The following is a 14977-nucleotide window of genomic DNA, read 5'->3' on the forward strand; positions in this document are numbered from 1 at the left end:
CGGCAGCCAGGCCCCGTGCACGAACTTGGTGGCGTTGGCCGCGAGGAACAGCAGGTCGACCGAGAGCAGGAACACCGCGCCGATCGCGAGGATCCACCCCGGGGTCTTCCAGCGCCGCCGGGCCAGGTAGAAGAACAGGAGCGTGGTGATCGTGATCGTGCCGATCACCGCCATCCCGTATGCGAACGCGAGGGACGCGGAACTGCGGAAGACGAACACCAGGGTGATCACCGACACCATGAGCAGCCAGTTGATCCACGGCACGTAGATCTGGCCGTGCGTCTCGGTGGACGTGTGCGTCACCCGCAGCCGCGGCAGGTAGCCGAGCCCTGAGGCCTGAGCGGCGACCGAGAAGGCGCCGGAGATCACGGCCTGCGAGGCGATCACCGTGGCCGCGGTGGCCAGGATCACGAGCGCGATCCTGCCCCACTCAGGCGCGAGCAGGAAGAACGGCGCCGACATGTTCGCCTTGTCCTCCAGCAGCAGCGCCCCCTGTCCGAGGTAGGTGAGCGCCAGTGCGGGGAAGACGAGGAACAGCCATCCGAACGAGATCGGCTTGCGGCCGAAGTGACCCATGTCGGCGTAGAGCGCCTCGGCGCCCGTCACCGACAGGACGACCGCGGCGAGCGCGAAGAACGCGATGTCGAAGTGGCCGACCATGAACTCGATCGCATAGGTCGGCAGCAGCGCCTGCAGGATCTGCGGATCGTGCGCGATGCCGCCGATCCCGAGCACGCCGATGACGACGAACCAGACCGCCATGATCGGCCCGAAGAGCCGGCCGACCACGGAGCTCCCCAGCTTCTGGATGAGGAAGAGGATCAGCAGGATCGTGGCGGTGATCGGGACGACCCACTCGTCCAGGCCCGGATTGATGGTCTTCAACCCCTCGACCGCGGACAGCACCGAGATCGCCGGGGTGATCATGCTGTCGCCGAGGAAGAGCGCGGCGCCCAGCACGGCGAGCCCGGAAAGGACGGCCACCGTGCGCGTGCGCCCCTTCGGCGCCCAGCGGCGCAGCAGGGTCAGCAGCGCCATGATGCCGCCCTCGCCATCGTTGTCCATCCGCATCGCGAGCAGCACGTAGGTGACCGTCACGATCAGGATCACCGACCACACGATGAGCGAGACGACCCCGTACAGGTTCTCCGTCGTGAGCGGGATCGGGTGCGGATCCCCGGGATTGAACACGGTCTGCAGCGCGTAGATCGGACTGGTGCCGATGTCGCCGAAGACGACGCCGAGAGCGCCCACGATGAGCGCGAGCCGCAGGGGGCTCCTCGCAGGTGCTGCGCTCTGCGCGCCGATGACGGTCTGACTGCTCACACGACGAAGCCTAGGGCCGGAATCCCGCGCCACCGGGCGCCCCTCACGGAATCCTCACGCGGCGTGGCGCAGCGGCCCTCACGCGATCCTCACGGGCGCCGCGACGACGAGGCCGCTCAGTCGGGTGCCCCGCCGCCGCCGGCGGCGATCGCCTCGCGCAGCACGTCGCCCGCGCGGCGCATGACGGCCAGCACGCGGTCGCGGGCCTCGGCGTCGCGCTCCCAGTTCGCGAGCACGGCATAGGCGATCCGGCGCCGTGCCGACATCACCAGGCCGATGTCGGCCCGCACGGTGGAGATCGTGCCCGTCTTGTTCCAGAGCCACACGTCGCGGTCGAAGTAGTAGTGCGCGAGCGGATCCAGGCCGAACGCCGCCGCGACCATGGACAGATCCATGCCGGCGCCGAGCCATCGCTGCAGGGTGTCCGTCGACGCGGGACCGAGGTCAGCGCCCGTCGCGGTGCGCGAGACGAAGCGCACCATCTCCTCCGCGTTCGCGTGCGAGAGCGTGCGCGGAGCCCCCGGCGGAAGCGGCCAGCGCACGACGTCGTCCAGGCCGGACCGGGTGTAGCCGAGCGCGCGGGTGTGCTCCTGCACGGCGCCGAGCCCGATCACGCGGCACAGCGTGTTGGTCGCCGCGTTGTCGCTGACGGCGCCGATCAGTGCGGCCACGTCGTACAGCGAGAGCGTGTCGGCCTGCAGCAGGTACCAGAGGCCCGAGTCGTCCATCCACTCCGACGGCCGACGGGTGACGCGGTCCTCGAGCGAGCGGGCGCCGACGTCCGCCTCGGCGAGCAGCCGGTGCAGCAGGAAGACCTTCCCGACGCTCGCGGTGTCCAGCACGCGCTCGGCGCCATGGCGGAACAGCGTCTCGCCGGAGTCCACGTCGACGGCGAGCGCGGAGAACCGCAGCCCGGGGATCTCCCGCTCGAGCTCCTCGAACCCGATGCCCATCCGCTCCTCCTCCCCCGCCTCAGGCGAGGCGCTCGTCGTCCCTGCGGCGTCCGGTCACGTGGGCCCTGATGCGCTCGCCGATCGCGTGCATCGCATCGGTCACGCTCGCGCGCAGATCCTGTTCCGACCCCTTGAAGTTCGCCGCCACCGCGTACGCGACCGCGGCGGCCGGCCCCTCGACGCGACCGACGTCGATGCGCGCGAAGGACGTGCTGCCCGTCTTGTGCCGCAGCACCATGCCCTGATACTCGGGGTCGACGTGCGCGAGCGGATCCAGCAGCAGCGCCTCCGCGACCATCGAGGTGTCGGTGTCCGCGGCGAGCCAGTCGAGCACCTGCGCGCTCACCTCCGCGGAGACGACCTCGCCGGCCCCGAGCCGGCGCATCACGTCGGCGAGCTCTGCGCCGGTGCCGTAGGACGGCGTCCACGGCAGGTCCGGGGTGCGCTCGTTGCGGATGTAGTCGTGCAGCGAGGTGTCCTTCAGGCCCAGCGCGGGCGCGACGGCGCGCACCGTCTCGAGGCCGCACAGGTGGATCAGCGCGTTCGTGGCGAGGTTGTCGCTCACCGCGCCGACGAGCAGCGCCGCATCGGCCACCGTCATGCGCTGGTCGCGCATCCGGTAGAGCAGTCCGGAGTCGGCGACCCTGTGCTCCTCGGGGATCTCGATGCGCCGATCCGGATCGAGCTCGCCGCTCACGATCCTCTTCGCGACTTCGATCAGCAGGAAGATCTTGCCGATGCTCGCGGTCTCGCACACCGTGTCAGGGGCGTGCTCGGCGAGCACCGCGCCGGACGCGCTGTCCAGGATGCGGATCGACCAGCGCACGCGCGGGTCGAGGACGGGCAGCACGAGGGGCATCAGAGCACCCCGCCGACGCTCAGTCGGATGCCGCCGTCCTCCGCGCGCAGCACGCCGTCGACGTTCAGCGGGATGCTCAGCGCGTCCGGGTCGTGCCCGAACCCCTGTTCCCAGAGCACCGGCACCCCGAACGCGGGGAGCATCTCCTCGGCGAGCGCCCGCACCGCCGCCAGATCGCCGCACTTGTGCCAGGACCCCAGGACGATCCCGGAGGCCGCGGCGAGCCGGCCGGCCCTGGCGAGCGCCACGAGGAACCCGTCCAGGCGATAGGTCTCCTCGTCGACGTCCTCCAGGAAGAGGATCCCGCCGGCCGGATCCCGCGCCTCCGGCGCACCCAGCCCGCCGGCCAGCAGCGCGAGGTTCCCGCCCGTGAACCGTCCCGCGGCGACGCCGGGGACGAGCACCTCGGTCTTCGGCCCTACGAGCTCTCGCCCGCCCCAGGGCTCGAACAGCCAGCGCCGCACGTCGTCGCGGATCGTGGCGGAATCGCGGAACACGTCGTTGCCCGGCATCGGGCAGAACAGCGTGGGGACGTCGAGCCGCACCCGGAACGCCTCGTGCAGCGCGGTGATGTCGGAGGATCCGGTGAGCAGCTTGGGACGGCCGTCGCGGCGCAGCGCAGCGCCCCGCATGCGCTCCCAGTCGATCCCGTCGAGCAGACGCATCGCGCCGTAGCCGCCGCGCACGCAGACCACCGCGTCGGCGTCGGGATCGAGCCAGGCATCCACGAGGTCCTGCCGGCGCGCGTCGTCGGTTCCGGCGAGATAGCTCGCCCTCGGGTGCGGATCGAGCACGTGCTCCCCGACCACGACGTCCAGCCCCCAGTCGCGGTACGCGCCGACCGCGCGCTCCAGGCTCTCCGCGCTGCCGAGGCCGGACGGGGCGACGAACCGCACCCGATCCCCCGGCTGCAGCGGCGCCGCATCCAGGTAGGCGTGCCGGTCGATCACGGCGGCACTCGCCCGCACCGTCGCGACCGTCATGCCGTGCGCCGTTCGATGCTCGGCGCGGCGGCCAGCAGCCGCCTCGTGTACTCGTGCTGCGGGTCGAGCAGGACCTCCTCGGCCGGGCCGTACTCCACGAGCTCGCCCTCGTACATCACGGCGACCGTGTCGGCGATGTTCCAGGCCAGCCCCAGGTCGTGGGTGATCACGAGCGCGCTGAGATCCAGCCGATCGCGCAGCGAGAGCAGCAGCGCGAGGATCTCCCCGCGCACCGAGGCGTCCAGCGACGCGACCGGCTCGTCGGCGACCAGCAGCTGCGGCCCCACCGCGAGCGCCCCCGCGATCACGGCGCGCTGGCGCTGTCCGCCGGAGAGCTCCTGCGGGATCGCGGTGAAGAACCGCTCCGGCGGGGTGAGCTCGGCATCCGCGAGGCTCTGTGCGACCCGCTCCTTCTCGTCGCCCGCGAAGCGCTGCACCCGCAGCCCCTCCGCGACCGACTCGTAGACGCTGAGCTTCGGGTTCAACGCCGCGGTGGGATCCTGCAGCACCATCTGGACCTGGCTGCGGAACTCCCGCAGCGCCCGTCCGCCACGCGGGATCTCGGCGCCGCGGAAGGTGATCGTCGAGCCCTCGTCCGCGCGGCGCAGACCCACGATCGTGCGCGCGAGCGTCGTCTTGCCCGACCCGGACTGCCCCACGAGCGCGACGATCTCGCCGCGGTGCAGGCGCAGGTTGACGTTCTTCACGGCGGGGAGGGCGTCCCCGCGACCGCGGTAGGTGACCGTGACGTCGCGGGCCTCCAGCAGCACCTCGTCGCCGAGTTCGCGGGCAGGCGGGCGCTCGCCGGCGCCGCGTCGGGACACCGGGTTGAGGCGCGATGCGGGATCGCCGATGGTCGGGAACGCCTCCGCCAGCTGGCGCGTGTAGGCCTGGGTCGGGTTCGTGCACACCTCGTATGCTTCGCCGACCTCGACCAGCTCGCCGTCGCGCATGATCGCGATCCGCTCGCACGCGGTCGCCAGCACGGACAGATCGTGGCTGATCATCATGAGGGAGATCCCGCGCTCCGTGACCAGCGTGCTGATCATGTCCAGGATCTGCTTCTGGACGATCACGTCGAGTGCGGTGGTCGGCTCGTCCGCGATGATGATATCGGGCTCGCAGGCCAGGGCCATCGCGATCATGACGCGCTGCTTCTGGCCGCCGGAGAGCTCGTGCGGGTAGGCCTCGCCCTTGCTCGCGACGAGGTCGACCGCGCGCAGCAGCTCCGCGACGCGCGCCCTGCGGGCCTTGTCGGTGCGCCACCCGTCCGCGACGTGCAGCTCGAGCGCCTCGAGGATCTGCTGCCCCACGGTGCGCACCGGGTTCAGCGAGTGCATCGCGCCCTGGAACACGATCGAGGCCTCCGCCCAGCGCACCGCGCGGAGCTCGCCGAAGCGCAGATCCGCGATGTCGGTGTCGCCGAGGAGCACCCGACCGCTCAGCCGGGCGTTGGCGGGGAGCAGCCGGAGCACGCTCATCGCGAGCGTCGACTTGCCCGACCCGGATTCCCCCGCCACGCCCAGCGTGCCGCCGGCGGGCAGGGTCAGCGAGATGTTCTTGACGGCCGCGACCTCGCCGCGGTCGCCGCGATCCCCCGTGCGGTAGGTGATCGAGACGTCGTCGAAGATCAGATCCGGCATCAGCGGCTCCTCAGAGTCGGGTTCACGATGGTCTCGACCGCGCGGCCGACGAGGGTGAAGGCGAGCACGACCAGGACGATCGCGATGCCGGGCACGAGGATGTACCACCAGTAGCCGGCGGTCGCGGCGGACACGTCCATCGAGTTCTTCAGCACGGTGCCCCAGGACTGCTGGGTCGTGTCGCCGAGCCCCAGGAAGGACAGCGTCGACTCGGCGATGATCGCGGATCCGACCGTGAGGGTCGTGTTGGCGAGCACGAGCGGCAGCACGGCGGGCAGCAGATGCTTGACGATGATGTGCCAGTGCCCCGCACCCAGCACCCGGGAGCGCTCGATGTAGTCGCGGGACTCCACCGACAGCGTCTGCGCCCGCACCACACGGGCGGTCCCGGCCCACGAGGTCAGGCCGATCGCGATCACGATCGTCCACACGCCCCTGGTCAGCACCGCGGAGAGCACGATCGCGAGGATCAGCGAGGGCAGCACGAGGAAGAAGTCGATGATCCGCATCAGCAGGCCGCCGCCCCAGCCCGTGAAGTGGCCCGCGGCGATCCCGACGATCGTGCCGATCGTCATCGACACCACGGTCGCCGCGAAGCCGACCAGCAGCGAGACCCGCGCGCCCCAGAGCATGCGCACCCAGATCTCGCGGCCCTGGTCGTCCGTGCCGAGCGGATGCGCGAGGGACGGCGGCGCGAACCGCGGCTGGTCCAGCAGCCTGGTCACATCGAGCATCCAGGACGGGGCCAGCAGGGGTGCGAGCACCGCGAGCACGATGATGAGCACGAGGAAGCCCACGCCGACCATGCCGGTCCTGCTGCGGGAGAACTGGCGGCAGAAGCCGCCGAACGCCCGGCCGCGACGCGCCCAGGCCATGCTGCGCGGCGAGCGCGCGGTGGTTGCGGTCGAGCCGCTCATCCGCGCCTCACTCTCGGGTCGAGCCGGCGGTACACGAAGTCCGCGACCAGGTTCATGACGATGATGATCGCCGAGAAGACGACGAACGTCCCCTGCAGCAGAGGCAGATCCGGTCCCTGGATCGCCTCGTAGGTGAGCTTGCCGAGACCCGGCCAGCTGAAGACCGTCTCGACGGTGACCGCTCCGGCGATGAGCCCGCCGATGTGCATGAACACGAGCGTGACGGTGGGCAGCAGCGCGTTCGGGACCGCGTGCCGGCGCCGCAGGTCGTCGTCCCTGAGCCCCTTCGCGCGGGCCGTGACGAGGTAGTCGGCGCTCTTCTCCTCCATCACGGAGGCGCGCATCACCATGACGTACTGCGCGTACACGACCGCGACCATCGTGATGACGGGCAGCACCATGTGCGAGAGCACGTCGAAGGCCTGGCCGAGCGGATCCTCCGGGGCGTTCGGCGAGATCATCCCCCCGGTCGGGAACCAGTGCAGCGTGCCGCCGAAGATCATCAGCAGGATCAGCGCCAGCCAGAACGTGGGCACCGACCACAGCACGAGCGAGGTGCCGGTGGTGATCTTGTCGAACAGGGAGCCGGGGCGCCATCCCGCCTTCTGACCGAGCCAGAGGCCGAGCGCGATCGCGAGGACGGCCGAGGTGCCGGTGAGCAGGACGGTGTTCCAGAAGTACTCGCCGATGAGCGAGGCCACGCTCTGCTTGTACACGTAGCTCTGGCCGAAGTTCAGCGTGAACACGTTGCCGAGGTAGTCGCCGAACTGCTGCCACAGCGGCTTGTCGAGGCCCAGCTGCGCACGGAGCTGCGCGATCTGGGCGCTCGACATGGGGTGCTGCTTGGCCATCGCGGCGACCGGGTCGCCGGGCAGGATCTTGAACGCGAAGAAGCCGAGGATGATGACCATCACCAGGCTGATCGCGGCGCCGCCGACCTTGGTCGCGGCGAATCTGAGGGCGGAGGCGCTGCGGACTCTGGCCTCGCCCTGCTCCTCGAGGATCACCGTCTCCGTGACGGGTGCTGTATTGCTCATGTGCCTTCTCTTCCGGCCGGTTCCGGCGTGACGCTGCGGGAGGCGGTGGCCGCGGCGGGGTCCGCCGCGGCCACCGCGAGGGTCACTCGACGTCGGCGCTGCGACGTCGGCGCAGGAGGAAGAACACGATCGCGCCGACCACGACGACGCCCACGACGCCGCCGGTCACCACGAGGCCGACGTTCACGCCGGATCCCGACGAGGCGGAGCCGGTCGGGGCGACGTCCATGAACCCCCAGTAGCCGGACTGGTTCGCGATGATGCCGCCCTTGGCCGGCATCGTCCGGAATCCGGTGAAGCGGTCGGACCGGTACGCCTCCAGGTTGTTCGCGTACCAGTAGCTGATCTGCGCGGTGTCCGTGTAGTTCAGCGCCAGCATCTTGTGCACGACGGCCTCGCGCTTCGACTGGTCGGTCTGGGCCAGCTGCTCCTTGTAGAGCGCGTCGTAGTCGGCGTTGCACCAGCCGTCCTGCGAGGTCGCCCCTGTGCCGTCCGTCTTGGTCGGCAGGCTCGCGCAGGTGCTGATGCTGAGCTGGTAGTCCGGATCGGGGCTGACGCTCCAGCCGGAGAAGTAGATGTCGTAGTTGCCCGCGACCGTGGCGGCGTTGATGGTGTCGGAGTCGGTCGAGACGATCTTGATGTCGATGCCGATCGCCTTCATCCACGGCTGGAAGTACTGGGACACGGCCTGCTGGGTCGGGTCCGTGGAGTCGACGAAGAGCCGCAGCGAGAGCGGCCGGCCGTCCTTCTCGCGGATCCCGTCTGCGCCGGCCTTCCACCCTGCGTCGTCGAGCTTCTGCTTCGCCTTCTCCTGGTCGAACGCGAGCGCCTTCACGGCCGGGTCGTCGCCGGGCAGCGTCCACTGCGGGTACGAGGCGGGGATGAAGCTGGTCGCGGAGGTGCCGAGGCCGTTCAGGACCTTGTCGAGCAGGGTCTTCGTGTCGGTGCCGAGGCGGATCGCCTGGCGCACGTTCACGTCCTGCAGCGCGGGGTTGCCGTCGCCGAACGCCTGGCCGTCGACCGTCTTCATCCCGGAGTTGAAGCTGATCGACGAGAACCGCCGGCCGATGCCGGAGTGCTCCGTGACACCGGAGGCGCCCTTCAGCGCCTGGTACTGGGTGGGGTTGAGGCCGGAGACGAAGTCGACGTCGCCCGAGCGCAGCGCCTGCACCTGCGCGTCCGAGTTCGTGTAGTAGATGTACTGGATCTTGTCGATCTTCGGCGCGCCCCGCCAGAAGTTCGGGTTCGCCTTGAGGGTGATGAACTGGTTCGGCTTGTAGCTCTCCAGCAGGAACGGCCCGGAGCCGACGACGTCCTTGTCGTTCGCGAACTTGGCCGGATCCGCGACCTTCTCCCAGACGTGCTGGGGCAGGATCGGCACCTCGATCCCCGGGTTGGGGGCCTGCGCCGACTTCAGATCGATCTCGACCGTCTTGGCGTCCGGAGCCTTGACCGCGGCGAAGTTCGCCACGAAGCTGCCGTTCGCGACCGCGAGGTCGGGGTTCGTCATCATCTGGTCGTACGTGTACTTCACGTCGGCGGAGGTGATCGGCTTGCCGTCGGACCAGGTCAGGCCGTCCTGCAGGGTGAACACCCACTTCTTGCCGCCGTCCTCGACCTTCCAGTGGTCGGCGAGCCCCTTGGTGGGCGAGCCGTCGACGTCGCTGTTCTGCACGAGGTTCTCGTACATGTACCGGAACACGTTCGTCGGCGTGAGGTAGATCGACGTCCAGGGGTTGAAGCTGTCCACGAAGCCCGATGTCGCGATCCGCATCGTCTTGGTCTCCTTGGCGGACGACGGGGCGGCGGACGAGTCGGCGGTGCGGACGCCCGCGGGCGCTGCCGCGTGGGCTGCCGAGACCGGGGCTGCGATGAGGGCCGCTCCGGCGAGCGCGGATAACGCGCGGATCAGGTGTGTGCGAGGGCGAGTGCGCATGGGAGTCCTTCCATCCATGGAGCCGGGATCCGCCTGCGGAACCTCGGGGGATGGAGCCATGGAACCGTATGCAGGGTCGATTGGTCAACGTATTCGTTCCAGATACTCGAATATCGGCCTCGGGTTGAAAACTCCTCGGGCTTTCGAAGGTCGCCAAGTGCAATCGATATCTTGCGCACTGCGCGCAATCTGCCTGAAACAATCTGCACAGATATTGCGGTGCATTCGATTCCACTCGCACAATCCGATCCGCTCGCCAGGGTTGACCGGAGACCCGTAGTGCGCAAAGATCCGTACCGGATCCTTGTACCCGCGGAGGGAGATCCATGTCGGAGATTCCGTTCTGGCGATCGCGGCTGGTCCGCGCCGACCCGACCAGGGGGTGGGAGGGCGGCACCTGGACGTCTCCCCCGCTCGCGGCGGGCTGGGCCGAAGGCGCCGACCAGGCGGTCGCGTCCTGGAACCTGGACGAGGGAGCCGTCGCCGCGATCGGGATCAGGGCGCACACGGTCGACGGCGTCTGGCACGACTGGCAGGAGCTCGCCCACTGGGGCGCGCCCGGCGATCGGCGCAGCGCCCCCTCCGACTCCCCGCCGATCCGCCAGGGCACGCCCCGGCTCGACACCGACGTCCTCACGGCCGACGGCGTCCCCTTCGACGCCGTGCAGCTGCGGATCTCCCTCGCCGCCGGCGACCGGGCGGCCCTGCGCCTGGTCGCCGTGAGCTTCAGCGCACCCGCCGCCTCGCCCCCGGCGGACGAGCGCCCTCTCCGGACGGGCGCTCCGACCGCCCCGCCGGGGGCGGACGCCGTCGTCCCGCTCTCGCAGCGGGCTCATCCCGCCAGGGAGGATCTCGGCGGCGGCGGACCGTCCTGGTGCGCCCCGACCTCGCTGGCCATGGTCCTCCTCGCGTGGGGCGCCGACATCCCCCGCGGCGGTCCCGGGGAGGCCTCCGCGGAAGCGGACCCCCGTGTGCCCCACCTCGCGCACGCCGTCTACGACGCGGTCTACGGCGGCACCGGCAACTGGTCGTTCAACGCGGCGGTCGCCGGCGAGCTCGGCTTCGACGCCGTCGTGACCCGGCTGCGGTCCCTGCAGGACGCCGAGGCACTGACCGCGGCGGGCTTCCCCCTCGTCGCGTCGATCTCCTTCGCCGAGGGCGCGCTGCCCGGCGCGGACTACGCGACCGCGGGGCACCTGCTCGTCCTCCGCGGCTTCGACGCGAAGGGCGACGTCCAGGTCGCGGATCCGGCCTGCCCTCCGCTCCCCTCGGGCCGCGGCGACGGGTTGCGAACCTACCCCCGGGCGGCCTTCGACGCCGCCTGGGCGCACAGCCGGCGCACGGCCTGGCTCATCGCGCCCCGCGGGCGCGCTCTGCCGCCCGGAGAAGACGCCGGCGTGTGGTGATCCGGCGCTCAGCTCCCGACGTCTGCGAGCACCGCCTCCAGCAGGGCGACCCGCTCGGCCAGCGAGGACAGCGAGGCGTGCTCCGTCACGGCATGCGCCCCGCCGCCGCGGGGACCGAACCCGTCCACCGTCGGGATCCCGAGGCTGCCGAGCAGGTTCGTGTCGCCGGCGCCGCTCGCCGGACGGCCCAGGATCTCCTGGCCGATGCCGCGCCCCGCCGCCGCGATCCGCGCGAGCAGCCGTCCGTCCGCCGCCGAAGGGCTCCACGCCGGCCGCTGGCTGAGCACCTCGACCTCGATCACCGCGCCCTCGCGGACGGGTTCGAGCGCGCGCAGTGCGCCGAGCACGGCCGCCTCCGTGTCGCCGTCGAGGAAGCGCAGACCGATCTCGGCCTCGGCCGCCGCCGGCACCACGTTGGCCCTGCCGCCGCCCGCGATCGTCCCGACGTTGCACAGCACCTCGGACTCCAGCGCGGGATCCGCGACGATCCCGCGGATCGCCCCGAGCTGATCCACGAGCTCGTCGATCGCGGAGATCCCCGACCCGGGGTCGAGGGCGGCGTGCGCGGCGCGGCCCTGCACGGAGAGCCTGATCCTGGTGCTGCCGCGGCGGCCGACCTTGAGGGCTCCGTCGGGATGCGGCGACTCGAAGCCGATCGCCCCCGCGACGCCCTCCGCCGCCTCGCGGAGCAGCGCCTGAGTCGTGGGAGAGCCGACCTCCTCGTCGCACACGATCACCGCCCGCACCGCGCGGTGCGGAAGCCCGCGAAGACGTTCGAGCGCCGCGACCATGACGAGCAGGCCGCTCTTCATGTCGTAGACGCCCGGCCCGCGCACGACGTCGCCGTCGACCGACCAGGGCACCTCGCCCCCGATCGCACCGTGCGGCCACACCGTGTCGGAATGGCCCACCAGCAGCAGCGGCTCCCCCGCCCCGTCCAGGGTGGCGACGAGGTTCGCCCCTGCGGCGGTGCGCTCGATCCGCACGACGGCGCCCAGCCCCTCCCACCACTCGGCCAGCAGCGTGGTCATGCGCTTGCTGGCGGCGACGTCCAGAGAGGGGGACTCGATGCGCGTCAGGCGCTCCAGCCGATCCGTGAGCCCGGGGGCCTTGGCACTCCGATACTCGGTCATGACACTCCGCTCGTCTCGTTATACGAATCATATCTATCCCTTGATCCGCCGCCTAGAGTGCGATAACTTCGCTTCTCACAGCCCTCTGTGCCAAGTCTTAGGAAACGTATCGTGCCTCACACCCCCGCTCGCCCGCTGCACGCCGTGACTCTGCGCTCCGGTGTCGGGTTCCGCCAGGCTGCGGCGCTCTACACGCGGGTCTTCGGTTATGACCGGCCAGAGTTCTCGCTCAACCCGAATCTCCTGAGCGCCCTCGCGCGCAATGGCGGCTCCGTGGTGGGCGTCTACGCCGGCGAGGACGATCTGATCGGCTTCGCCTATGGTTTCGCAGGACGCGACGAGGCCGGGAACGACTTCCACTACTCCCAGGCGGCGGTCGTCGACGCCACCCATCAGGGCGAGGGCGTGGGGCGACTGCTCAAGGAGCATCAGCGAGAGGTCGCGCGCGGGTGGGGCCACCGCGCGATGCGCTGGACGTTCGACCCGGTGCTGGCGCGCAACGCGCACTTCAACTTCTCCTCCCTCGGCGCGGAGGGCATCGCCTTCGTCCCGGACTACTACGACCGCCCGGGAACGGACCGGATCCTCGTGGAATGGGCCCTGGAGCGCGCGGAGGATCCCTTCCGGGATCTCCGCGGAGCCACGCCGCCGCCCCTCACGGAGTCCGAGTGGGGCCGGGTGCGCACCACGACGCTCGCGCGCGCCGACGGATCCGAGATCGAGGGCGCATGGCTGGCGGTCCCCGCCGCGGCGCCCGCCCTCTCGGACGACGAGGAGGAGCGGGCCTCGCACGACCGCCTTCGCACCCGTGTGCGAGAGGCGCTGACCGGGCTGTTCGCCGCCGGCCACGTGCTCGTGGCCTGCACCAGGATCGATCCGACCACGGCCGCCTACCTGGCCGTGGCGCGCCCGGAGCGGGAGGAGACGCGATGACCGCATCGAACGAGGACGCCGAGAGCGAGCGCGATCGGGCGCTCGTCTCGCCGGGAGAGCGCTACGGCGACAGGTTCCGCACGAACCTCTCGGCCGAGGGCCTGCAGGCCAAGGTCATCGAGGCCGAGACGCGCGCCCTGGCCCGCACCTTCGAGGACCTCAGCCGCAGCGGCGACGTGCCGCGGGCGGCGACGCTCATCCTCGGCGCGCGGCGTCGCTACATCACGGGACGGGGCAAGGCCGCCGCCTATGCGGAGCTGCTCGGGGCTGACCTCGGGGCGACACTCTCGAACGTGTTCATCGTGGACGGCAGGGCGCTCACCCCGCTCACCGTGCTCACCGACGTGCGCGCCACCGACGTGCTCGTCGCCTTCACGATGCGCCGGTACCGCGAGGAGACGGTGCGCTTCGGGGAGCTGTTCCACCGCGCCGGCGGGCAGCTCGTGCTCGTGACCGACAGCGCGGACGCGCCCCTGACCGACATCGCTTCCGCGGTCATCGCGGTGCACACGCACTCGGCCTCGTACGCCGACTCGCCGACCTCGGTCGCCGCGGCCTGCCATCTGCTCAGCACGCTCACCACGGCGAGCGCGAAGGGCGCCCGCCGCCGTCTCGCCGTGCGCGACGAGCTGGCCGCCGATCTGCACCTGCACCACCCCGAGGGCGAGCGGCACGAGCCCGCCAGGTCCGAGGAGGCCGTCTTCGACGCAGAGGGCGACGAATGAGGATCACCAGGATCCGCCTGTTCGAGGTGGAGCTGCCCCTCGTGCACGGCTTCGAGACGAGTTCGCACCGCAAGACCGGCCTGACCCACCTCCTGGTGGAGGCGACCGACGCAGACGGCCGCGTCGGGTGGGGCGAGATCGCCTCTCCGGCCGACCCCTACTACGGCTCCGAGACGACAGACACCGCCTGGCTGATCGCGGAGCGCTACCTGACGCCGACGGTGCTCGGTGCGACGTGGGAGACGCCGGAGGAGCTCGAGGACTCGTGGCGGCGCATCCGCGGCCACGAGTTCGCGAAGGCCGGCTTCTCCGCGGCCGGCTGGGTCCTGCACGCGCACGCGACCGGCCGGTCGCTCGCGGAGGCCCTCGGCGGCACGCGCACCGAGGTCGCCGCGGGCGTCTCGCTCGGGATCGAGGCCACGATCGACGATCTGCTCGCCGAGGTGGGCCGGCAGATCGACGCCGGCTACGGCAGGGTCAAGCTCAAGATCGCTCCCGGCTGGGACGTCGAGCCCGTCCGCGCCGTGCGCGCGGCGCACCCCGGCCTCGACCTGCACGTCGACGCCAACGGCGCCTACCCGGACACCGCCGAATCGGGCGCGGTGCTGCGCGCCCTGGACGAGCACCGGCTGACGATGATCGAGCAGCCGTTCGCCCCCCGCGACTTCCTCGCGCACGCGCGCCTGCAGGCGCGCATCTCCACCCCGGTCTGCCTCGACGAATCGGTCGTGCAGCTCGCCGATCTGCACACCATGCTCGCCCTCGACGCAGGGCGGGTGCTCAACATCAAGGTCTCGCGCATGGGCGGCCTGACCGCCGCACGGGCCGCGCACGACGTCGCCCGCGACGCCGGCGTCCCGGTGTGGTGCGGCGGCATGCACGAGTTCGGGATCGGACGCGCGGCCAACGTCGCGCTCTCGTCGCTGCCGAACTTCACGTTCCCGTCCGACGTCTCCGGATCCGACAAGTACTACGCGCGCGACGTCATCGTGCCGCCGGTGATCGCCAGGGGCGGCATCGTGCAGGTGCCCGCCGCGGTCGGGCTCGGACACGAGGTCGACCTCGACTGGGTGCGGCAGAACGCCTCCCGCACGCTCGACTCCGCGGCCCACGCCGCCTGATCCGA

At 71.1% G+C, this 14977-nt stretch carries 13 protein-coding genes; 4 read left to right on the forward strand and 9 right to left on the reverse strand.

Annotation, left to right across the window (positions count from 1 at the left end):
• From B7X32_RS03760 to B7X32_RS03795, 8 genes are all read right to left on the reverse strand, one after another.
• Positions 1-1326, reverse strand: a 1326-nt coding sequence (locus B7X32_RS03760) for a KUP/HAK/KT family potassium transporter (RefSeq protein WP_292716249.1), incomplete at its 3' end; no start/stop codon positions are given.
• Between the two features lie 116 nt (positions 1327-1442).
• Entirely contained in the window at positions 1443-2279 is an 837-nt protein-coding gene (locus B7X32_RS03765; protein ID WP_292716252.1) for a serine hydrolase, read from the reverse strand.
• A 19-nt stretch (positions 2280-2298) separates the two neighbouring features.
• Positions 2299-3138, reverse strand: coding sequence for a serine hydrolase (locus B7X32_RS03770; RefSeq protein ID WP_292716255.1), 840 nt, complete (start codon positions 3136-3138; stop codon positions 2299-2301).
• Positions 3138-4121 (reverse strand): LD-carboxypeptidase, encoded by a 984-nt coding sequence (locus B7X32_RS03775; protein WP_292716256.1) that lies wholly within the window; start codon positions 4119-4121, stop codon positions 3138-3140. Before B7X32_RS03775 ends, B7X32_RS03770 begins: the two co-directional genes overlap by 1 nt.
• Complete coding sequence (locus B7X32_RS03780; RefSeq protein WP_292716258.1) at positions 4118-5764, reverse strand: ABC transporter ATP-binding protein; 1647 nt, start codon at positions 5762-5764, stop codon at positions 4118-4120. The genes B7X32_RS03775 and B7X32_RS03780 overlap by 4 nt, the downstream gene beginning before the upstream one ends.
• Positions 5764-6681, reverse strand: coding sequence for an ABC transporter permease (locus B7X32_RS03785; protein WP_292716261.1), 918 nt, complete (start codon positions 6679-6681; stop codon positions 5764-5766). Before B7X32_RS03785 ends, B7X32_RS03780 begins: the two co-directional genes overlap by 1 nt.
• Positions 6678-7718 (reverse strand): ABC transporter permease, encoded by a 1041-nt coding sequence (locus B7X32_RS03790; RefSeq protein ID WP_292716264.1) that lies wholly within the window; start codon positions 7716-7718, stop codon positions 6678-6680. The genes B7X32_RS03785 and B7X32_RS03790 overlap by 4 nt, the downstream gene beginning before the upstream one ends.
• Before the next feature lie 82 nt (positions 7719-7800).
• A complete protein-coding gene (locus B7X32_RS03795) occupies positions 7801-9654 on the reverse strand; it encodes an ABC transporter substrate-binding protein (RefSeq protein WP_292716267.1) in 1854 nt (617 codons plus the stop codon).
• A gap of 326 nt (positions 9655-9980) precedes the next feature.
• On the opposite strand from B7X32_RS03795, the gene B7X32_RS03800 reads away from it, so the two are divergent.
• Positions 9981-11060 (forward strand): C39 family peptidase, encoded by a 1080-nt coding sequence (locus B7X32_RS03800; RefSeq protein ID WP_292716270.1) that lies wholly within the window; start codon positions 9981-9983, stop codon positions 11058-11060.
• A gap of 8 nt (positions 11061-11068) precedes the next feature.
• On the opposite strand, the gene B7X32_RS03805 is transcribed toward B7X32_RS03800, so the two are convergent.
• Entirely contained in the window at positions 11069-12193 is a 1125-nt protein-coding gene (locus B7X32_RS03805; protein ID WP_292716273.1) for a M20/M25/M40 family metallo-hydrolase, read from the reverse strand.
• Between the two features lie 111 nt (positions 12194-12304).
• Between B7X32_RS03805 and B7X32_RS03810 the strand changes: the two genes are divergently transcribed.
• The 3 genes from B7X32_RS03810 to menC are packed head-to-tail and all read left to right on the forward strand — an operon-like array spanning position 12305 to position 14972.
• On the forward strand, positions 12305-13126 hold the full coding sequence (locus B7X32_RS03810) for a GNAT family N-acetyltransferase (RefSeq protein ID WP_292716276.1): 822 nt from the start codon (positions 12305-12307) through the stop codon (positions 13124-13126).
• Positions 13123-13851: an SIS domain-containing protein gene (locus B7X32_RS03815; RefSeq protein WP_292716279.1), complete on the forward strand. Its 729-nt coding sequence runs from the start codon at positions 13123-13125 to the stop codon at positions 13849-13851. Before B7X32_RS03810 ends, B7X32_RS03815 begins: the two co-directional genes overlap by 4 nt.
• Positions 13848-14972, forward strand: coding sequence for an o-succinylbenzoate synthase (menC, locus tag B7X32_RS03820; protein WP_292716282.1), 1125 nt, complete (start codon positions 13848-13850; stop codon positions 14970-14972). Before B7X32_RS03815 ends, menC begins: the two co-directional genes overlap by 4 nt.
• Positions 14973-14977: the final 5 nt, after the last annotated feature.

This window comes from Microbacterium sp. 13-71-7, from assembly GCF_002257455.1.
Lineage (GTDB): Bacteria > Actinomycetota > Actinomycetes > Actinomycetales > Microbacteriaceae > Microbacterium.

Coding starts and splice junctions, on each gene's coding strand:
- B7X32_RS03805 (WP_292716273.1), bottom strand. CDS start 12,193: ATGACCGAGTATCGGAGTGCCAAGGCCCCCGGGCTCACGGATCGGCTG.
- B7X32_RS03800 (WP_292716270.1), top strand. CDS start 9,981: ATGTCGGAGATTCCGTTCTGGCGATCGCGGCTGGTCCGCGCCGACCCG.
- B7X32_RS03815 (WP_292716279.1), top strand. CDS start 13,123: ATGACCGCATCGAACGAGGACGCCGAGAGCGAGCGCGATCGGGCGCTC.
- B7X32_RS03770 (WP_292716255.1), bottom strand. CDS start 3,138: ATGCCCCTCGTGCTGCCCGTCCTCGACCCGCGCGTGCGCTGGTCGATC.
- B7X32_RS03775 (WP_292716256.1), bottom strand. CDS start 4,121: ATGACGGTCGCGACGGTGCGGGCGAGTGCCGCCGTGATCGACCGGCAC.
- menC (WP_292716282.1), top strand. CDS start 13,848: ATGAGGATCACCAGGATCCGCCTGTTCGAGGTGGAGCTGCCCCTCGTG.
- B7X32_RS03785 (WP_292716261.1), bottom strand. CDS start 6,681: ATGAGCGGCTCGACCGCAACCACCGCGCGCTCGCCGCGCAGCATGGCC.
- B7X32_RS03765 (WP_292716252.1), bottom strand. CDS start 2,279: ATGGGCATCGGGTTCGAGGAGCTCGAGCGGGAGATCCCCGGGCTGCGG.
- B7X32_RS03795 (WP_292716267.1), bottom strand. CDS start 9,654: ATGCGCACTCGCCCTCGCACACACCTGATCCGCGCGTTATCCGCGCTC.
- B7X32_RS03790 (WP_292716264.1), bottom strand. CDS start 7,718: ATGAGCAATACAGCACCCGTCACGGAGACGGTGATCCTCGAGGAGCAG.
- B7X32_RS03780 (WP_292716258.1), bottom strand. CDS start 5,764: ATGCCGGATCTGATCTTCGACGACGTCTCGATCACCTACCGCACGGGG.